This is a genomic window from Marinobacter psychrophilus, assembly GCF_001043175.1.
GTDB lineage: Bacteria > Pseudomonadota > Gammaproteobacteria > Pseudomonadales > Oleiphilaceae > Marinobacter > Marinobacter psychrophilus.
The window spans coordinates 3,829,082-3,846,548 of sequence record NZ_CP011494.1 but is presented as its reverse complement, the minus strand read 5'-3'; the positions used below and the strand labels follow the sequence as shown (position 1 = coordinate 3,846,548).

The 17,467-nt window shown below is 56.1% G+C and carries 13 protein-coding genes and 2 pseudogenes; 7 read left to right on the top strand and 8 right to left on the bottom strand.

Annotated features, from left to right (window positions below; genetic code table 11):
* Window positions 1-183 precede the first annotated feature (183 nt).
* The 3 genes from rlmE to ABA45_RS17430 all read left to right on the top strand — a co-directional run bounded on the left by rlmE (window position 184) and on the right by ABA45_RS17430 (window position 3,874).
* On the top strand, window positions 184-804 hold the full coding sequence (rlmE, locus tag ABA45_RS17440; RefSeq protein ID WP_048388281.1) for a 23S rRNA (uridine(2552)-2'-O)-methyltransferase RlmE: 621 nt from the start codon (window positions 184-186) through the stop codon (window positions 802-804).
* 110 nt (window positions 805-914) lie between these two features.
* Window positions 915-2,225 (top strand): hypothetical protein, encoded by a 1,311-nt coding sequence (locus ABA45_RS17435; protein WP_053076209.1) that lies wholly within the window; start codon window positions 915-917, stop codon window positions 2,223-2,225.
* Window positions 2,226-2,539: 314 nt separating this feature from the next.
* The gene (locus tag ABA45_RS17430) at window positions 2,540-3,874 is read left to right on the top strand and encodes a DEAD/DEAH box helicase (RefSeq protein ID WP_048388278.1); all 1,335 of its coding nucleotides are present in this window, start codon (window positions 2,540-2,542) and stop codon (window positions 3,872-3,874) included.
* Between the two features lie 168 nt (window positions 3,875-4,042).
* On the opposite strand, the gene ABA45_RS17425 is transcribed toward ABA45_RS17430, so the two are convergent.
* Both ABA45_RS17425 and ABA45_RS19835 read right to left on the bottom strand, forming a co-directional pair.
* A complete protein-coding gene (locus ABA45_RS17425; RefSeq protein WP_048388276.1) occupies window positions 4,043-4,750 on the bottom strand; it encodes an OmpW/AlkL family protein in 708 nt (235 codons plus the stop codon).
* A 100-nt stretch (window positions 4,751-4,850) separates the two neighbouring features.
* Window positions 4,851-4,955 (bottom strand): annotated as a pseudogene (locus ABA45_RS19835) (two pore domain potassium channel family protein); the annotation flags it as partial.
* Between the two features lie 91 nt (window positions 4,956-5,046).
* On the opposite strand from ABA45_RS19835, the gene bamE reads away from it, so the two are divergent.
* Together bamE and ABA45_RS17415 are read left to right on the top strand one after the other, a co-directional pair.
* On the top strand, window positions 5,047-5,355 hold the full coding sequence (bamE, locus tag ABA45_RS17420) for an outer membrane protein assembly factor BamE domain-containing protein (protein WP_007348200.1): 309 nt from the start codon (window positions 5,047-5,049) through the stop codon (window positions 5,353-5,355).
* Between the two features lie 174 nt (window positions 5,356-5,529).
* Entirely contained in the window at window positions 5,530-6,168 is a 639-nt protein-coding gene (locus ABA45_RS17415) for a MarC family protein (protein WP_014872985.1), read from the top strand.
* A 118-nt stretch (window positions 6,169-6,286) separates the two neighbouring features.
* On the opposite strand, the gene ABA45_RS17410 is transcribed toward ABA45_RS17415, so the two are convergent.
* The 3 genes from ABA45_RS17410 to ABA45_RS17400 all read right to left on the bottom strand — a co-directional run bounded on the left by ABA45_RS17410 (window position 6,287) and on the right by ABA45_RS17400 (window position 10,937).
* The gene (locus ABA45_RS17410) at window positions 6,287-7,186 is read right to left on the bottom strand and encodes a DMT family transporter (RefSeq protein WP_014872984.1); all 900 of its coding nucleotides are present in this window, start codon (window positions 7,184-7,186) and stop codon (window positions 6,287-6,289) included.
* Between the two features lie 165 nt (window positions 7,187-7,351).
* The gene (locus tag ABA45_RS17405) at window positions 7,352-9,853 is read right to left on the bottom strand and encodes an acyl-CoA dehydrogenase (protein ID WP_048388273.1); all 2,502 of its coding nucleotides are present in this window, start codon (window positions 9,851-9,853) and stop codon (window positions 7,352-7,354) included.
* A 190-nt stretch (window positions 9,854-10,043) separates the two neighbouring features.
* Window positions 10,044-10,937 carry a prenyltransferase gene (locus ABA45_RS17400; protein ID WP_048388271.1) on the bottom strand — a complete coding sequence of 298 codons (894 nt, stop codon included), beginning with the start codon at window positions 10,935-10,937 and terminating at the stop codon, window positions 10,044-10,046.
* A gap of 119 nt (window positions 10,938-11,056) precedes the next feature.
* Here ABA45_RS17400 and ABA45_RS17395 point away from each other — a divergent pair, with 119 nt between their 5' ends.
* Entirely contained in the window at window positions 11,057-12,253 is a 1,197-nt protein-coding gene (locus ABA45_RS17395; RefSeq protein WP_048388267.1) for a MalY/PatB family protein, read from the top strand.
* A gap of 24 nt (window positions 12,254-12,277) precedes the next feature.
* On the opposite strand, the gene ABA45_RS17390 is transcribed toward ABA45_RS17395, so the two are convergent.
* Window positions 12,278-13,675: a succinylglutamate desuccinylase/aspartoacylase family protein gene (locus tag ABA45_RS17390; protein WP_048388266.1), complete on the bottom strand. Its 1,398-nt coding sequence runs from the start codon at window positions 13,673-13,675 to the stop codon at window positions 12,278-12,280.
* Between the two features lie 231 nt (window positions 13,676-13,906).
* A complete protein-coding gene (locus tag ABA45_RS17385; protein ID WP_048388264.1) occupies window positions 13,907-15,544 on the bottom strand; it encodes an MBL fold metallo-hydrolase in 1,638 nt (545 codons plus the stop codon).
* A gap of 94 nt (window positions 15,545-15,638) precedes the next feature.
* Here ABA45_RS17385 and ABA45_RS17380 point away from each other — a divergent pair.
* Window positions 15,639-16,063 (top strand): annotated as a pseudogene (locus ABA45_RS17380) (thioesterase family protein).
* Here the strand turns inward: ABA45_RS17380 and ABA45_RS17375 are convergent.
* Complete coding sequence (locus ABA45_RS17375; RefSeq protein ID WP_048389232.1) at window positions 16,060-17,421, bottom strand: MATE family efflux transporter; 1,362 nt, start codon at window positions 17,419-17,421, stop codon at window positions 16,060-16,062. The pseudogene ABA45_RS17380 and the gene ABA45_RS17375 sit on opposite strands and share 4 nt — an antisense overlap.
* Window positions 17,422-17,467 lie beyond the last annotated feature (46 nt).

Genomic DNA, 17,467 nt, shown 5'->3' with positions numbered 1-17,467 from the left:
ATTGTACGTGGCTGCCGGTTGGCTGTCAGTGCGCTGGTGCCGGCGTGCGGGGCGCTTTTGCGGCGCTCTGGCGCTCGGCGTACAATGGTGCGATGAATAATCCGACTAATAACCGAACTCATAAAGAGCCACCATCATTCGGTTAACAAAGAGACACTATCGTTCGGTAAACAAAGAGACACTATGGCCCGATCAAAAAGCAGTAACCGCTGGCTGGAAGAACACGTTAACGATCCCTTCGTGAAAAAAGCGCAAATGGATGGCTATCGCTCCCGTTCCAGCTACAAACTTCTTGAAATTAACGCCAAAGACAAGCTTATCCAACCCACCATGACGGTGATGGACCTGGGTTCTGCGCCTGGCGGATGGTCCCAGGTCGCCACCGATCTGGTGGGGCATAAAGGCCGGGTAATAGCCTCGGACATTCTGCCCATGGACGCCGTTGCCGGTGTCGAATTTATTCAGGGCGATTTTACCGAGAACGCTGTTTTTGAGGAAATTATGGTGGTACTGGGCGATGCAAAAGTCGACGTGGTGATTTCAGACATGGCACCCAATATCAGCGGTGTGAACGCGGCGGACCAGGCCGCGTCTATGTATTTGATCGAGCTGGCGTTGGACATGGCGAGTCAGGTGCTAAAACCCAAAGGCAGTTTCGTCGCCAAGGTCTTCCACGGTGGAGGGTACGACGGTTACGTGAAAGCCGTGCGCGAACAGTTCGACAAGGTGGTGGTGCGCAAACCGGATTCTTCCCGTGCCCGCTCGCGGGAGGTTTATCTCGTGGGTAAGGGTTTTCGTGGCTGATCGCTTGTCTAAATAAGCCGTTACCAGCTATGAATGCTCATGATGGCTGATACCGGGACGGGTGTCAGTTACCTACTATACTCGCCCTTGCCATTCAGAGACGCGCTCCCTTGCTGCTGACACGTTCTGCTCTTGCTTACCTTGCGTTAATTGCCGCCATTCTGGCACTGCTTCCCGGCATGACCGGTCTGGGCGCTGCAGCGGTCAGCCTGGCGGTTATTCTGGGTTGGCGGGATATGCGCCTGGTACCCAGGGTAGTTTTTTTAGTGGCGGGTTTTGCGCTGGCTTTTGCTTTGGGTCGCGATCCGGGGATGATTGCGGCAGCGGCAGAGAATATGAGCCGCCTGGCCGGTTTGGTGCTGGCGGTTATGCTGCTATCGTCGGTGCTCGGCCGTACTTCAGATCTGCAAAAAATTTCGACCAGCCTTTTTGGCGGGCGGCCAAGGGTGCGTTATCTCAGCCTGGCCTTTGGAACCGCGATGGTGTCGATACCGCTCAATTTTGGTTCGGTAGCGGTGGTCGGAAGTGTGGTGGGCGAACGTATTCGCAGCAACGGCGATTCCCCATCTACCCGCAACGCCACACGAGCCGTGCTTAGAGGCTTTGGTGTATCGCCTACTTTTTCGCCGCTGTCGATTTCTGTGGTGCTTACACTGACCTTGCTGCCGGGCCTTGGCAGCCTTCAGTTATTGATGCTCACCATTCCTTTTTCCATAGTTTTGCTGTTTTCCGGGTTGGTCTGGTGCGAACCTGAGCCAGAATCTGAAATAGAACCCGTTAAAGTTGAGGTTTCTGGCGGTCTGGCACCCTGGTTTCGATTCTGCGCCTTGATCTTGGCAATTTGTGCCGGTGTTTTCTTGCTTAGCCATCAGTTTCAGCTCAGCTATGCCTACGCCGTTACGCTCAGTTGTATGGGCGCGGTCATAGGTGCCAGGCTTCTGGCGTGGTGCCGCCGAACCAACCCGCCGTTGGTGAGTATGGCTAACGTCAGTAACGAGTTGGCGATTGTGGGCGGCTCGGCGTTTATTGGTGCTGTCATCAGCGCCGCAGTGCTGGGCCAGATTAGTGGTGATTTGAATGTGCCCAACTGGCTTTGGCCGGTGCTAGCCGCGGCCGTGCCCTGGGCATTTTTCATCGCCGGACTGGGCGGCGTAAACCCGATTGTTATCGGTACCCTGGCCGGGGGCATTCTGGGAGCCGTTTGGCCGGAAAACGGTCTGGTGGGTTTGGGCTTTGCCATGGTAACCGGTTGGGGAATTACCGCCTTTGGTACACCGTTTGCCGCTAACGCGCTGATTATGGAACGCTTAACCGGTTACAAGGCGGTAGATGCATCATTGCGCTGGAGTCTCAGCCTGGCGCTGTCGGGATTAACCGTCGCCAGTGCACTGGCGGCCGGCCTGACGCTCGTTCTGGTGTAGTTCGTCTGCCAGTTAAGGCCTCGTTTCATTTTGTGCGATCTTGTGGTCAACGCCCTGCGTCCCGGTCTGATGGCAATCACCTATGGCGTATACCGAAGCCCTCTGTTAATGTCTGCGCAATCCTGCCTCTAGGGATTCCGCAGTTTTAGGTGTAAAACCCACATGCGAACCATCCATACGACCTGTCAGAGGACGTCACCCCGTTAACGGCGTGTGACCGTAGTCGTTTTTTACGCCATGAGTCTTCATGGCATCTGCCCGCATTCGCCAACAACGGTGTTCGTGGAGGCAGAACAATCAAGAGTTAATCTATTATGAGTTTTTCTTCACTCGGTTTGTCTGAGCCGCTAGTCCGTGCCACTTTGGACCAGGGTTATGAAACCCCGTCACCCATTCAGTTAAAAGCCATTCCAGCGGTATTGGCCGGTAAAGATGTGATGGCCGCCGCACAAACCGGCACCGGTAAAACCGCCGGTTTTGTTCTGCCGATACTGCAGATGCTGGAACAGAACCCGCGTACTGGCAAAGGCCCGCGCGTACTGATTCTGACGCCTACCCGCGAACTTGCGGCTCAGGTGCACGACAGCGTGAACCTCTACAGTCGTTACGTGCCCACCCGCGCGGCTGTCGTATTTGGCGGTGTGAAAATTAACCCGCAGATGATGAAGCTGCGCAAAGGGCTAGACGTACTGGTGGCAACACCTGGCCGCCTGATGGACCTGTATCAGCAGAACGCTGTGCGTTTCAACGAAGTAGAGTTTCTGGTGCTGGACGAAGCCGACCGCATGCTGGATATGGGCTTTATTCGCGATATCCGCAAGATTCTGGCTATGCTGCCTGCGAAGCGCCAGAGCCTGCTGTTTTCTGCAACCTTTTCCAACGAAATTCGCACCCTGGCCAAGGGCCTGCTAAACGACCCGGTGCAGATTGATGTTGCAGTGCGCAACACCACTGCCGAAAGCGTTATTCAATCCGTTTATCCGGTGGATCAGAGCCAGAAAACGGCGCTGTTGAGCAAGCTGGTGCGCGACAACAGCTGGGAACAAGTACTGGTGTTTACCCGCACCAAGCACGGTGCGAACCGCCTGACCGAGAAGCTGGGCAAAGACGGTATTACCGCTGCTGCGATTCACGGTAATAAGTCCCAGGGCGCCCGTACCCGCGCTTTGGCCGAGTTCAAGCAGGGTGATATTCGTGTGCTGGTAGCGACCGACATCGCTGCTCGCGGTTTGGATATCAAACAGCTGCCCCAGGTGGTGAACTTTGAGTTGCCTAACGTGCCGGAAGACTACGTTCACCGCATTGGCCGTACCGGCCGCGCAGGTGAAAGTGGCCACGCGTTGTCGCTGGTGAGTGCTGACGAGCTCAGCATGCTGGTGGGTATCGAAAAGCTGATTAAGAAGCAGTTGCCGCGCAAGGAAGTAGAAGGCTTTGAGCCGAAGAACCACGTGGCGCTGAAGCCAAAAGCCAAGGCCGATCCGAGCAAAGCTCGTAACCGCAGCGGTGGAAACGGTGGCGGCAATGGCCGGCCAAGTGATAAGCCCCGCAGCTTTGGCGATAAGCCAGGCGGCCGCAGCGCAGGCCGGAGCCAGAATGGCGATGGCGGCCAACGCGGACGTTCAGGTCAGCGCCAAAACCCGGGCGCCTAAGGCCATACGGGCTTGAGGTAGCAGGTTAAAAATGCGGAGCTTTGGCTCCGCATTTTTTTGTTCAGAATCTGAAAATAAAAAGCGGGGCCGTGTAAAAACAGGGCCCCGTAAAAGGGAGTGCATTCGGAGTGTACTGAGCCAGCTGCCCAGCAGGTTATTCGTAAGGGATCAGAACTTGTAGGTGAAACCTACCATGTAGACCATTGGGTCGATTTCAACTTCAAATTTGTCGGTACGTGCTAGAACATTGCCCGCCCCGTCAAAAGCGGTAATGGTGGCGTCGGTGTTGATGTCAGCCCACCAGACAGCTGCGTTAAGACCAAAATTCTCACTCAGCATATAATCCATGCCTATTTCTACGGCAACGCCAACGCTGTCATCAAGCTCGAGATCTGTGGACACGGCACCTAGAGCGCTAGTCAGTGTATTGGTGGTCTTCTCTTCAAAGAAGGTAGTGTAGTTCACGCCTACACCGGCGTACGGCTGGAAGGCTGAAGAACTGTGCATTGGATAGTATTGCAGCGTGATCGTTGGTGGTAAATGCTTGGTCTCGCCCAGTTTACCAGCAGAATCAAGCGTTCCAGCACCGTTGATGTTGTGCTTGAAAGGAGTCGCGGCCAAAATGCCGATACCGATGTTGCTGGTTATCATATAGCTGCCACGAATACCCAGCTGAGTATTGTCGTCAACATCAACACGAGGATTAGCCGTAACAGCAGGAGCTCCTGCGACATTGATGCGCTCACTGGACCCATCGGGTGCAACCTGAACCGCGCCAGCACGAACAATAAAATCACCAGCTTCAAAAGCTTGAGCAGCCGGCGCAACCGCCATTACGGCCGCAGCTAAAATACCAATTTTGAAAGTATGGGACATAGTAAATCTCCAGGGTTCGATTCGTATTGGCTGTAAGAGTAATGGTTGTTAAAAAAGCAATCTTGATACAGCTCAAGTAATGAATGTATTGCAGTGTGTTTTAACGCCGTGGCCAGTAACGCTGCATTTTCATAAACAGAAAAGACGCACTCCAGCCCACCAGTACCAGCCTGGTTAGGCCTTTAATGCCGGTCAGAAAACGCAGTTATTATGGTTGGGTCTATTTTTTCTGTCACCCGATTGGCGCTATGATACAGGTCGAAAAATGCAGAGTAGTTTCCACAGGAGTAAAGGCGATGTTTGTGAAGAAAATCTCAGCAGCCGTGTTGATGGCCGCTACCCTGACGTTTGCAGGTTGTGCATCTGTGGGTCAGGATTTTGCCACCCACAATGTTGACCAGATTACAGTCAACGAAACCACTCGCTCAGAAGTGCAGGCGTTGTTTGGTGAGCCTTGGCGTACCGGTATGAAAGACGGTAAGCGCACTTGGACTTACGGCAAGTATCGCTGGTCTGCGTTTGGCGACGACAAAACCGAAGACCTGATTATCACGTTTGATGGCAACGGAGTGGTGCAGTCTTACAATTATAACGCCACGCAGTAAACCGCGAAGAGTGAATAAACAAAACGGGCTGCATTTGCAGCCCGTTTTGTTTAAATAATTTTACATTTCCGGGCTGTCTTTATAACGCTGAGTAGGTCCACTTCCTTACGGCAAATTCGGGGTGAGGGGATTATGCTTAGCGCCCAAAATCTCCTTCTGTGGAATTCTTCGGTAATGATTGAATTGTTTTTTTCGACCTACATCAGCAGCTCTATCCGCTTTTTGTTTCTGCTGGCGCCGTTTTTCGTCGTGACCATGTTTTTAGCGTTAACTCGCGGGCTGCCGGCGGATGAGAAAACCGCGATTATTCGTCGTGCCTGCATATCGGCGCTGGTGTTGGGTGTGATTCTGTTTTTTGCCGGTCCTCTGTTGTTTGGTGCCATTGGTATTACTCTCAATTCGTTCCGCATTGGTGCAGGTACACTGTTGTTTTTGACGGCCATCAGTCTGGTTAACAACGGTACTCGCAGTCACGCCACGAGTCTGCCGGATGATAGTCGCGATGATATTGCGGTGGTGCCCTTGGCGATACCGGTGATGATTGGCCCGGCTACGATTGGTGCGATTCTGGTTTACGGTGCTGAGCTGAAGCAGGTTGCGGCGGTGGCTGGGGGTTTGTTGGGGTTGGTGTCGAGTTTGCTGATTCTGGCGGTTTTGTTGCGATTATCGGGTTATTTGGAAAAGGCGATGGGTAAGAATGGCCTGAATATTATGTCGAAGATCAGCGGGTTGATTTTGTCGGCTATGGCGGCGGAAATTGTGTTGACCGGGTTGTCTGGGTTTATTACGGCTTCTGGGTTGGTTGTTAGGTAACGCACCGGATGTGGTTGTCCCGCCACAGCGTAGGGGACAGATTTCAAATCTGTCCCCTGTCTTGTTTGTCCTCGTTTTGTTTGTCCCCGGTTTCTCGTCATTCTACCGCTTACAGCATCTATTTTTTTGAGCTCCGCAGCGCAGGGTTGAAGTCTCTTGCCGGGTATTTTCTTCTTTGGGTCAGGCCGATCAGGATTAGCGGTATTACGATCATCAGGCTGCCGGCCAGGAACCATAAATCGGGGACTTCGTTGAACCATATCCAGCCGATGGCGACGGCCCAGATGAGGCCAGTGTATTCGGCGCTGGTGACTTGGTTGGCGTCTACTTGGCGGTAAGCCAGCAGGACGGTGATGTTGTAACCCAGTATAAACAGGGAGGAGCCGGCGGCGATGATGACCAGGTCGGTGCTCCAGCGCGAGCCTTGCTGCCAGTCCCAGATTGCCAGTGCGCCGGTAGCGGGGATAATCAGCAGGTAGTTCAGGACCAGTTTGTGCACGGTGGTCTGTTGCTTTGGCAGTTTACGCACCAGTACGGCGTTGATGGCCAGTGAAAACGCCGAGCCCAGGGCCGCAAACGCTGCCCAGGTGAAATCTATGGGTCTTAGTATCAGGATAATGCCGGCAAAGCCGCTGAATACGGCAATCACGCTCAGGGGTGTGAGGCGTTCGCGGAAGATGACGACTGATAACAGCATCACCAGTATGGGCGCGGCGTAGAATACGGCATTGGCGGTGGCCAAGGGCAGGTTGGCCAGGGCGATGATCATGCACAGCATGCCAATCAGGTGAACATGGGCGCGGATGGCGTGAATGCCGGTGCCAGCAAAAAACTGGCGGCGGTCTATTTTTTTGGCCAGCGGTAACAGCAGCAGCAGAGTGAGCACGCAGCGCAGGAAGGCGAACTGGAATATAGGCGCGCCGGGATCCAGCAGTTTTATAAGAACATCGGACATTAACGCCATGGCGTTGCCGATCACCAGCAGAAAGATGGCGCTGCCAACGGTTTTGCCAGACATGAATAACCTCAGAAAACGCGTAATGGATTCAGCACGGCAGTATAGCCGTGGCTTTGGTCAGCCTGAATGCCGTTTAGTACCTATCTAATGTATAGGCATTTATTTAATAGTTAAGCTATCTAAATGAAAGTGCTGGCAATCTTTGTCGGATTGCCAGCTCAGCGATCAGTGTCCTGCGGGGCGTTCGACCACTTTGCGTTTGCCAGTGGCGCACTTTGACAGCTCTTTCAGGCCGTCGCTGTCAAACGCATCTACGCGAATAACGTCGTAGAGCGCGGCGAGTGCCTCTTCCAGTTTTTCGCACTCATTGGCTTTCACTACGCCTTGGGCGCAGGCCCAGTCGACCAGCTGTTTGCGTTCGTGGCCCATCAGCAGGGCAATGCCGTCCAGGTCGTCTTCATCGCGGTCTCGAATAGCTTGGTGCAAGCGAGCGCGCATGTCGGTGGTTTCGTTGGCCAGGCGGTAGGCGTTCAACACCCTGCCCAGAGAGTCGCTGCTGTCTGTGGGTATATAGGCGCCGCGGTGTATGCGCTGGCGCAGCGGTGTGTCTTCTACAATGCTGGCGGCCACTTTGGTGCCCAGGCGGTCGTCGGGCCCATTCAGGCCCGTCGCGCCCAATGGGAACACCAATAATCGCAGGGGCCAGCGCAGGGCTGGAACCGGGAAGTTGATGATGGCTTCACGCATGGAACCCTGCAAATCGCGCAGGCAGGTTTTCAGGCACCATTCGACCATGTGGCGCTGTTCTTCCGGATAGCCTTCTTCGTGCCATTGTTTGATCACTGCGGTGGCGTAATACAGCTGTACCAGACAGTCCGCCATGCGCCCGGACAGGCGTTGGCGAGCCTTTAGGCCGCCGCCTACGGAAAGCAGCGTAACGTCGGTCATCAGCGCAAGGGCCGCCGAAAAGCGCGCCAGTTGGCGGTAGTAAGGTTTCAGGTTGCCTTGGCGCGGCACCGGTTCGGCCAGGCCGCCGGTCAGGCCTAGCACCAGCGCGCGCAAACCGTTACGGGTGGTGTGCGCCAAGTGGCTGTAGAAAACGCCATCGAATTTTTTGGCGGCCTGATCTTGGTCTTCCATTCCAGCCGCGGCAATTTCGTCAACAATAAATGGGTGGCAGCGGATGGCGCCCTGGCCAAACACCATCAGGCTGCGGGTAAGAATGTTGGCGCCTTCTACGGTGATACCGATGGGTATAGCTTGGTAGGCGCGGGCCAGGAAGTTGCGCGGTCCGGTAATAACGCCGCGGCCGGCAACGACGTCCATGGCGTGGTTGATCACAATGCGCATCAGGTCGGTGTTGCGGTATTTCAGCAGCGCAGAGGGCACGGCCGGGCGTACGCCGCGATCCAGCATACCTGCCGTGAGCAAACGCGCGGCGTCCATCATCCAGGTGTAACCGGCGATGGGTTCCAGCGCTTCTTGCACGCCTTCAAACTGGCTGATAGAGCGGCCGAATTGTTCTCGGGTCAGGGCGTAAGAGCCGGTCGCCAGGCTGGCAACTTTGCCGGCGCCTGTGCCCAAAGCCGGCAGCGAAATAGAACGACCTATGGACAGGCATTCCAGCAGCATGGTCCAGCCTTTGCCCAGCATGTCCTGGCCGCCGATCACCTGGTCCATGGGAATAAATACGTCGTTGCCCCAGGTCGGGCCGTTCATGAACACTGTGTTCATCGGCAAGTGGCGGGCGCCGGCGTGAACGCCATCGGTTTCCCGCGGCACCATCACGCAGGTAACACCCATGTCGGGGATGTCGCCCAACAAGGCGTCTGGATCATACACTTTGATGGCCAGCCCAATCAGGGTAGCCACCGGCGCTAGCGTGATGTAGCGCTTGTTCCAGGTGACTTTCAGGCCCAGTACTTCTTCCCCTTTCCATTGGCCTTTGCACACAATGCCTTTGTCTGGAATAGCGCCGGCATCTGAGCCTGCTACCGGCGATGTCAGAGCGAAACAGGGAATTTCCTGGCCGCCGGCCAAGCGTGGCAAATAATGCTGCTTTTGGGCATCGGTACCATAGTGCATCAACAGCTCACCGGGCCCAAGAGAGTTGGGCACCATCACGGTGACCGCAGTGGACACGCTGCGGGTGGATATTTTCATCACGATTTCGGAGTGCGCGGTGTTAGAAAATCCCATGCCGCCGTCTTTTTTGGGTATGACCAGCCCGAAAAAGCCGTTACCGCGTATGAACGCCCACACTTTTTCGGGCAAATCGTAATGCTCATGGGTGATTTCCCAGTCGTTCAGTATGGCGCAGAGTTCCTCTACCGGGCCATCCAGAAACGCCTGTTCTTCGCTGTTCAGATGCGCGGGCTTTGCGCCCAGCAGTTTGGACCACTGTGGCTTGCCCGAAAACAGCTCGCCGTCCCAATCCACCGAGCCGGACTTCAGCGCTTCGGCTTCGGTATCTGACAATTGTGGCAAGCGTGAGCGTACCCAGTTCAGCAATGGTCTGCTGAACCTATTGAGACGCAGATTGCTGGGGTTCAGCAGAATTAACGCCAAAGCCAGGGCAAGTCCGCCGACTACAAAGCTGACCAGATGCCAGTCGTCTTGGGCCAGGCCAATCAGCGTAGCAACGACCAGCACAACGCTGGCCGTCTTTCCGCCAATACTGAGGTAAATCAGTACCAGCGCGCTCAACAACAGAAGCACAACACTCATGGCAACTCCTTGTCACAATAACAAATGTCCGGAACAACCCATGATGCCCGGAACAAACACTATAGCAGGCCTCCGTAGAGCGGGTCGCACTCTGCGCCCTGTAACGACTTGTAATATGGATTAAATGCTGTATGAAAAAGCGACAGTCAGCAGCGCTGAAATGAGCTGAGGGCGTGATCGCTACCCCCCGTTACATGCTCATCCCGACAACCAGCAAAGCCAGTGTGGCAAGCAGGCAGGCTACGTTTACGGCCAGAACAGGTGGCAGGCTGTGATGATCGCCTGCCACCTGGGGCAATTTGAAGGTAATCCACAGTGCCAGGGGCAGGGTTATAAAACCCAGTGCTGTCGCCGGCGGCAACCAACTGCTCACCAGAGCCAGCGCGAGTACGCCATAACTGGCAAGTAGCATGGCCCCGGCCAGCCACGCGGCTTTATAAACGCCCAGCACGATCACCGCGTGATAACGGCCGCCACGGCGATCGGCTTCGGCGTCGGGAATCTGGTTCATCAAAAGCAGTGTGCTTACCAGCAGCAGACTGATGACAGACACCGCGACGGCCGCGGCGTTGATCGGCGCCCCTAGTGCTACTACAGTCCCCAGCACCATCACCGGGCCAAACCCCAGCCCCGGCGCCAGCAGACACAGCAGAGGCGAACGGGTAATCCAGCGGGTGTAGGTAATGACAAGAGCAACGCCAGCTCCCCCCAGTATCAGCATCGGCAAGCCCCGTTGCGATAAAAAATACAGGCCGATAACCACTACCAGACCCAATGTAACCAGTGCTCCCAGTAAAACGGAGCGCGCCGCCGACGGCAGCTGTGGCAGGGCGCCGCTGCCGCCTGAAAACGGCGTACGGCGGGTGTGCAAATCCAGTCCGGAGGTAAAATCCTCGTATTCATTCAGCATATTCACCGCAGCGTGGGCCAGCAGCGCACCGATGAAAACCAATAGGATGTCCAAGAAGGGCGGCGGAGTTTCGGGCCGCCGCCAGGCTAGCGCAACTCCCAGACCCACACACAGCGGGGCCATCACCAGAAAGTTGGGGCGGGAAGTGCGAATAACGACGGCGGTTTGAGACATGGATTACGGGGCCTTGTGATGTATGCTGATACGTTGCTATCAATTAACTATAACCTCAAGCTTGGGTCAGGCTCGCAGCGGCGAGCGGCCTTGCTTTTGGCGATTTCAGGGAGTGACGTGTGTCCCACATAGATTTTGATCAGCCCGTAAATCGGGAAAACACCCATGCGGTAAAATTGGACGCCCGCGAAGCGGTGTTCGGCCGCGCCGATGTACTGCCGGTGTGGGTGGCCGATATGGATTTTGCCGCGCCGCAAGCGGTGACTGATGCACTCAGCGAGCGCGCCAGGCATCCGGTATATGGTTACACGATGTTCCCCGACAGCCTTTACGGCGCTATGCGCGACTGGTTTCGCCAGCGCCACCAATGGAGTTTTCAGCGTGAATGGGTGCTGATGGCGCCGGGCGTAGTGCCCTCATTAAATGCCGCGTGTATGGCCTATACCCATCTGGGCGATGAGGTAATTATACAGCCGCCAGTGTACCCGCCGTTTTTCAGTTCAGTGCGACAAACCGGGCGCCAGGTTCTGGAAAATCCGCTGCTGGCGGAAAAGCAGGAAGACGGCAGCTTGTACTACCGCATGAATCTAGCCCATCTGGAGCAATGTGCGGCGCGTCCGCAGGCAAAAATGCTGGTTTTGTGTTCGCCCCATAATCCAATCGGGAGGGTGTGGTCTGAAGCCGAACTGACAGCGGTGCTCGACATTTGCCGACGCCACAACCTAGTGCTGCTCAGCGATGAAATTCATTGCGATCTCGTGTTTTCCGACAGCCACCGCCACCATATGCTAGCGGCCCTTGCGCGCCCCGACGACCAGTTGATTACCGCTATTGCGCCTAGTAAAACCTTTAACATCCCCGGCCTTGGTTTGTCGGCCATGGTGATAGCAAACAGCGGGCTTCGGCAGAAAATGGCGGATGTGCTGGAATCGTTCCACATGCCCCAGAGTAATCCGTTCAGCGTAACCGGTTTTGAAGCTGGTTACCGCCACGGCGGCCCCTGGCTGGACCAGTTGATGGATTACCTGCAGGCTAACCGCGACTTTGTGGTGAATCAGGTTGCCCAGCGTCTGCCGGGCATAAAAGTGAGCGCTCCCGAGGGCACTTATTTAATGTGGCTGGACTGTCGCGCACTGGGGTTGGACGACACCGGCCTGAAACGCTGGTTTGTAGAGCAGGCTGGTGTGGGTATGAATCTGGGTGTTTCGTTTGGTGCCAACGGCAGTGGTTTTATGCGCCTGAACATCGGCTGCCCGCGAGCCACCCTGGAGCAGGTGGTCGAGCGCATTCAGGCGGCGCTTGGCACTCGGCAGTAGACTCAAGATGAGTGGGGCGGCGGCTTAACCATCGTTGTCGAGGAAATCGTCGCCGCTTTTTACAGCTTCCACGCTCTCTCCCATGCTCGTATTTCCAGCGTGGTCAAGCTCGCCGGTAATGTGAAATTCCGGGTTGTCAGCTTTGGTGCCCAGGTGGTAGGCGGCGAACCCCGCCATAACCACCTGGTCTACTGCCATGCCAATCAACCGCCCGCTGCGGGTGGCTCGCACCGGATACTGGGCGTTGGTAATGGGGTCGGTAACATGACCCATCAGATCGCCCTTGTTTACATTGTCGCCCAGGCCCACCTTGCTGAAAAGAATGCCACCGTGATCAACCCGCACCCAAAGTGAGTCGTAGTAAACCGGCTCGGGTGCACCCCACGCAAACATCCGCGAAATCATTTCCTGTTTTTCCATCAAGCTGATTAAGCTGTTCACCCCGGCTTCTATCTGGTGCTCTTGAATTCGGTGGGATTCCCCGACTTCCAGAGTCACTGCGCGGATACCGGCGTTAAGGGCCGCGGTGCGCAACATACCCGGTGAACCACTGCTGTGCACCACCGCAATGCGATCAAAGCCGAGGGTGAAGGCTGCTACATCCGGATTGTTCATATCGGCGCGCAGTTGCGGCAGGTTAGTGCGCTTTTGCGAACCAGTATGAATGTCCACCAGCATGTCGCAATGGTTGATAATTTGGGTAAAAAGTGAGTGGGCAATTCGATCTGCCAGGCTGCCGTTGGCGCTGCCGGGGAAGTGCCGGTTGAGGTCGCGGCGGTCAGGCAGGTAACGGCTGCCTTGTTCAAAACCCGGCAGATTCACAATCGGCACACCCACAACTCGGCCGGACAGTTTGGTTGCGTCGAGGTCATACAGGGTGCGGCGCACAATTTCGATGCCGTTTAGCTCATCGCCGTGAATGGCTGAGGTCAGGCACAGGGTAGGGCCGGGATTGATGCCGTTGACCACCAGAACCGGCGTTGGATGCGATAGACCGGCAATCTGGATGTTGGGAGACCAAGCCAGGCGGGTAGAAATGCCCGGTCGAATATCACTGCCCAGCAGGCTGAAATTTGCGGTAATTTTTGGGGTCTCCACCGCGGGTGCTGGCTGAATCGAGTCTGACAGCGGCTCAGAAAGCGGTTTTGCACCGGCGTCAGGATTTGTCAGTTCGGCCGCGGCTGCCGGGGGCCTCGCCACCTCCTTCAAATCTATATCCGGTGCGCTGCGGCTGGCGGCCGGTTGTGATTCTGCGGGTGCCTGCTCGCTCTCCAAGTCGACCATTAAGGTGTCGCCGTTACTGTTATCGTCGGCTTGGGCTAAAAGCGCGCCAAAAGCACCCGCCATAACGATGGCGCTCGCCAGAGAACGCCTGGTCAAGTGCTGCCAAAATGCCACTATCACCCTGTGTTTGCTGGCCATACTACCCCTTGAAATAGTGACTTCTTGCTTTTACCGAGCCTGAATTTGGATAGATTAGAGCGCTTTATAGATGGTTGATATGGCTGTGACAAAGGTTTAATACCGTTTTCATGAAGCCTTCGCCGGATTAGGGATAATAGGTGGCGGATTGAACGAGTATTTTGACAGCACGCTTTTGTTATCAAACGATGAGTCGAGCTCATGAGCCTTCTGCGCCCGGTATCGGCGCCATCAGGTATGGCGGGTGGAATGCCAGGCGTCGCCGTTGCAACTGGCGCGGCCCTCCTGCTCCAGCTTTAACAGGTGTGCCAGCGCCGAGCGCGCGGCCACCCCGTGAATCGCCGCCGGTACGTCGTCATAGGCGCTGGTGGTAAGGTTTTTCAAGCTGACCGGTGCCAGCTTCTTCAGCACCCGGGCAATTTTGTGTTCACGGGTCAATCGGTGGGTAATTAAATAATCTACCGTCGCCTCTGGCCGCGCCATCACGAAGCCATGGCCAGGTGCAATAAAACTCAGCGGTTCGGCCAGCAAATCATAGAGCGATTCCATGTACGCCTTCATATCGCCATCTGGCGGATTTATCACCACGGTGGATCCCTGCATGATGTGGTCTCCAGAAAACAGTATTCCCTGTTCCAACAGCAAATAACACAGGTGATTCGAGGCGTGGCCCGGTGTGTGTAAAACCTTCAGAATGCCGGCGTCTGTGGCAATCAGGTCGCCGTGTTCGGGCTCCATATCCGGGAAGAAACTGCTGTCCTGTGACGCGCCTGCCGGTGCGGCGCGCCCAATCAGCCGGCATCCGGTGCGTTGTTTTAGTAGGCTGGTGGCCGGTGAATGGTCCTGATGGGTGTGGGTTACCAGCACCTGATCAACACGGCCACCGGTTAACTGAAGAATGCGCTCGATGTGGGCTGGGTCCTCCGGCCCCGGGTCAATCACGGTGAAACGATCGTGGCCCACCAGGTACGTGTTGGTGCCCGGCCCTGTCATCACGCCCGGGTTGGGTGAGGTCAAGCGGATAACGCCGGCGGCAATTTCTACTGGCTCGCCGGGGACAATTACCGCGTTGGTGGTGCCTGCGCCTTCAGGGTCAAGCTTGCGGGCTTCATCGTACGCCGGTGCGTCGGGTTCCAGAACGATGGTTTTATCGCGGCGTCTGGCGGGCCAGGGTTCGCTGGGCAAAGGCTCGGGCGGATTGGCGTGGGCGTAACGCATCACTTCGCCGGTATGGGTAAAATCGTGCAGCACCCGCAGGGTGCGCAAGGTTGGCAGGCTGAATAGGCGTTCGCCGCTGCGGTATTGCGCCAGGCCCTGTTGCGGTGTTATCCACAAGTGGTCAATGGTTTCTTCGCCATCGTGGCTGGCGATCTGGTTTTCTGGGGTAACCGCCACAAAAAAGCGGGTATCAAAGCGCCGCGGTGGCCCCGGTGGGGTTACCCAGTGGCTCAGGTAAGCCAGCCGGTCCAGAGGCAGAATCAGATTGTGTTGCAGGCACAGCACCTGCAGGCTCACGTCGCCGCGAAACAATGCCTGCCGTGACTGATGAATGGGGTGATCTGCGCCTACCAGCTCGCCGTTATCTTTAACCGCCAGCAGCAGGCCGGCTTCTTCGAAACATTCCCGCAATGCCGCCACCATGTAGTCTGCACCGCCCTCGCTTAGGCTCATGGTCTGGCTGATGGCGCTGTCGTCAGGGCCGGCAATGTGGGCGCGGCAGGCTTGGTCTGCGTCATCCACCGCGCCGCCGGGAAACACGAAATAACCCGGCAGAAAAGAGGCTTTCCAGGTACGTTGTAGCAATAGCACCTCAAGACCCTTGTCGCTATCGCGGATCAAAGCAAGAGTAGCAGCGGGGCGAATATCCATAAAATCACCAGCAGTCAGTCGTCAGTATGGCGCAATTCGGATTTTTGCGTGATTATGCCAACATACCTCATTTCTCGGCATAGGCGAATGGATTGTGGCTCGAATAAAACTGGAATTTCCCGAACAGGTGTTTTGTTTTCAAACTCGTCTGGCAGTGCGCAGCACCGATCTGAACGGAGCCAATCATTTGGGTAACGATGCGCTGATTTCCATGCTGTCAGAGGCACGGGTGCAGCTTCTTTCCCATCACGGGATCGACGAGGTCGGTCACCATGGTGTGGGCATTCTGGTGACTGACTTGGCTACCGTGTATCAGGCCGAAATTTACTACCCGGAAACCCTGATGTTTGACGTAGGGGTAACCGACTTTAATCGCTACGGCGGTGATTTTGTATTTCGCATAACCCGCGAAAGGGACGGCGCTACAGTGGCTCAGGCCAAATACGGTTTTGTTTTTTTGATTTCGGTGAAAAACAGGTAATGCCTATGCCGGATAACTTTCGCTTAAAGTTCGCCTAACCGGCATTACGGGCCGTTACTTCTCTGGGTTCTTGCCTGCTTTGTGCGGATAGCCTCGCCATGCCGGCGCGGTAAAGCTGCCAGGCGATTATGCCAGCCAGTAGATTGCCCACCAGCGCGCCGGTCATCAGGCCGGGAAGACCATTAAGCTGGCTGCCCAGCCAGAGCATGGGCAGGTAACACAGGAACAGTCGCAAGGTGGAAATCAGCAGCGCTCGCAGCGGCAGCCCCAGAGCGTTGCACACCGACACCATCAGCATGCAGGCGCCCAGCCCACCGTAGCTCAGCGGTACTCGCCATAGATAGTTGGCCAAAATGCTTTGCACCTCCGCATCGGTGGTGAACAATTCGGTCACCAAACCGGAACCCAGCAGCCATAACAGGCCAATCGCCAGCTGCCAGACCACCAGAAACTGCACGGCCAGGCGCACCAGACGACGGACACTCTCTATTTCACCCCTGCCCAGCATGCGCCCGATCATTTGCGGCATCGACATGGTCAGCGCCAATACCACCACAATTGAGAAAAACTCCAGCCGCGACCCCAACCCCCAGGCCGCTACGGCGGTAGAACCGAAACTGGCGACCAGTGCTGTGGCCAGCACCGCGGCCATTGGCGGCATCATCTGACTGACCATGGCCGGCGCCATAATGCCGCCTAACTGACGCACCGCGCGAGCTAACTGCAGGCCGGCCAGGTCAAACCCGAGCCAGCCGCGTTTGATCAGCAGCGGATAGATCACCAGAGCGCCCAGGCTGAATGCGGTGGCGGTGGCCCAGGCCGCGCCGGGCAGGCCCCAGCCAAAATAAAAGATGTATAGCCAGTCCAACCCTATATTCAGCAGGCTGGTGGTAACCATCACAGCGCCGGCCAGTTTGGTGTCGCCGTGGGAGCGGCATAGGCTATAGCCAAAATACACCATAGCGCCGACCCAGGCTGCAATCAGCCAGGGCGCCCAGTACTGGCGAATAACCGGCCAAAGTTCGGGCTCGGCGCCTAGCAGGGTTAGAATCGGTTGCTGGCCGAGCCACACCAGTAGGCAAAGCACCAGTACCATGGTTGCGCCAATCATTACCACAAGACCACCCAAATGGCGGGCGCGATCGCTGTTGTTTTGGCCCAGGGTACGTGAAATCACAGCGGTGGTGGCGATGCCCAAGCCTACATACATGCCGCTGACCAGTTGCTGCATGGGAATGGTAAAGCCCAGTGCTGCAAGCGGGTCGCGGCCAAGTTGGCCTATAAATGCGCTGTCGGTAAGCTGAAAGGTCATCAGCGATAACACACCGAACAGCATTGGCCATGTCATGTCGTAAAGCTGGCGGTGCAGGCTGGCGTTAGTGGGTAATTGACTCACAGGGGCAATCCGAATGTCGGTTTTGAATAACGTCGGGCAGTGTAGC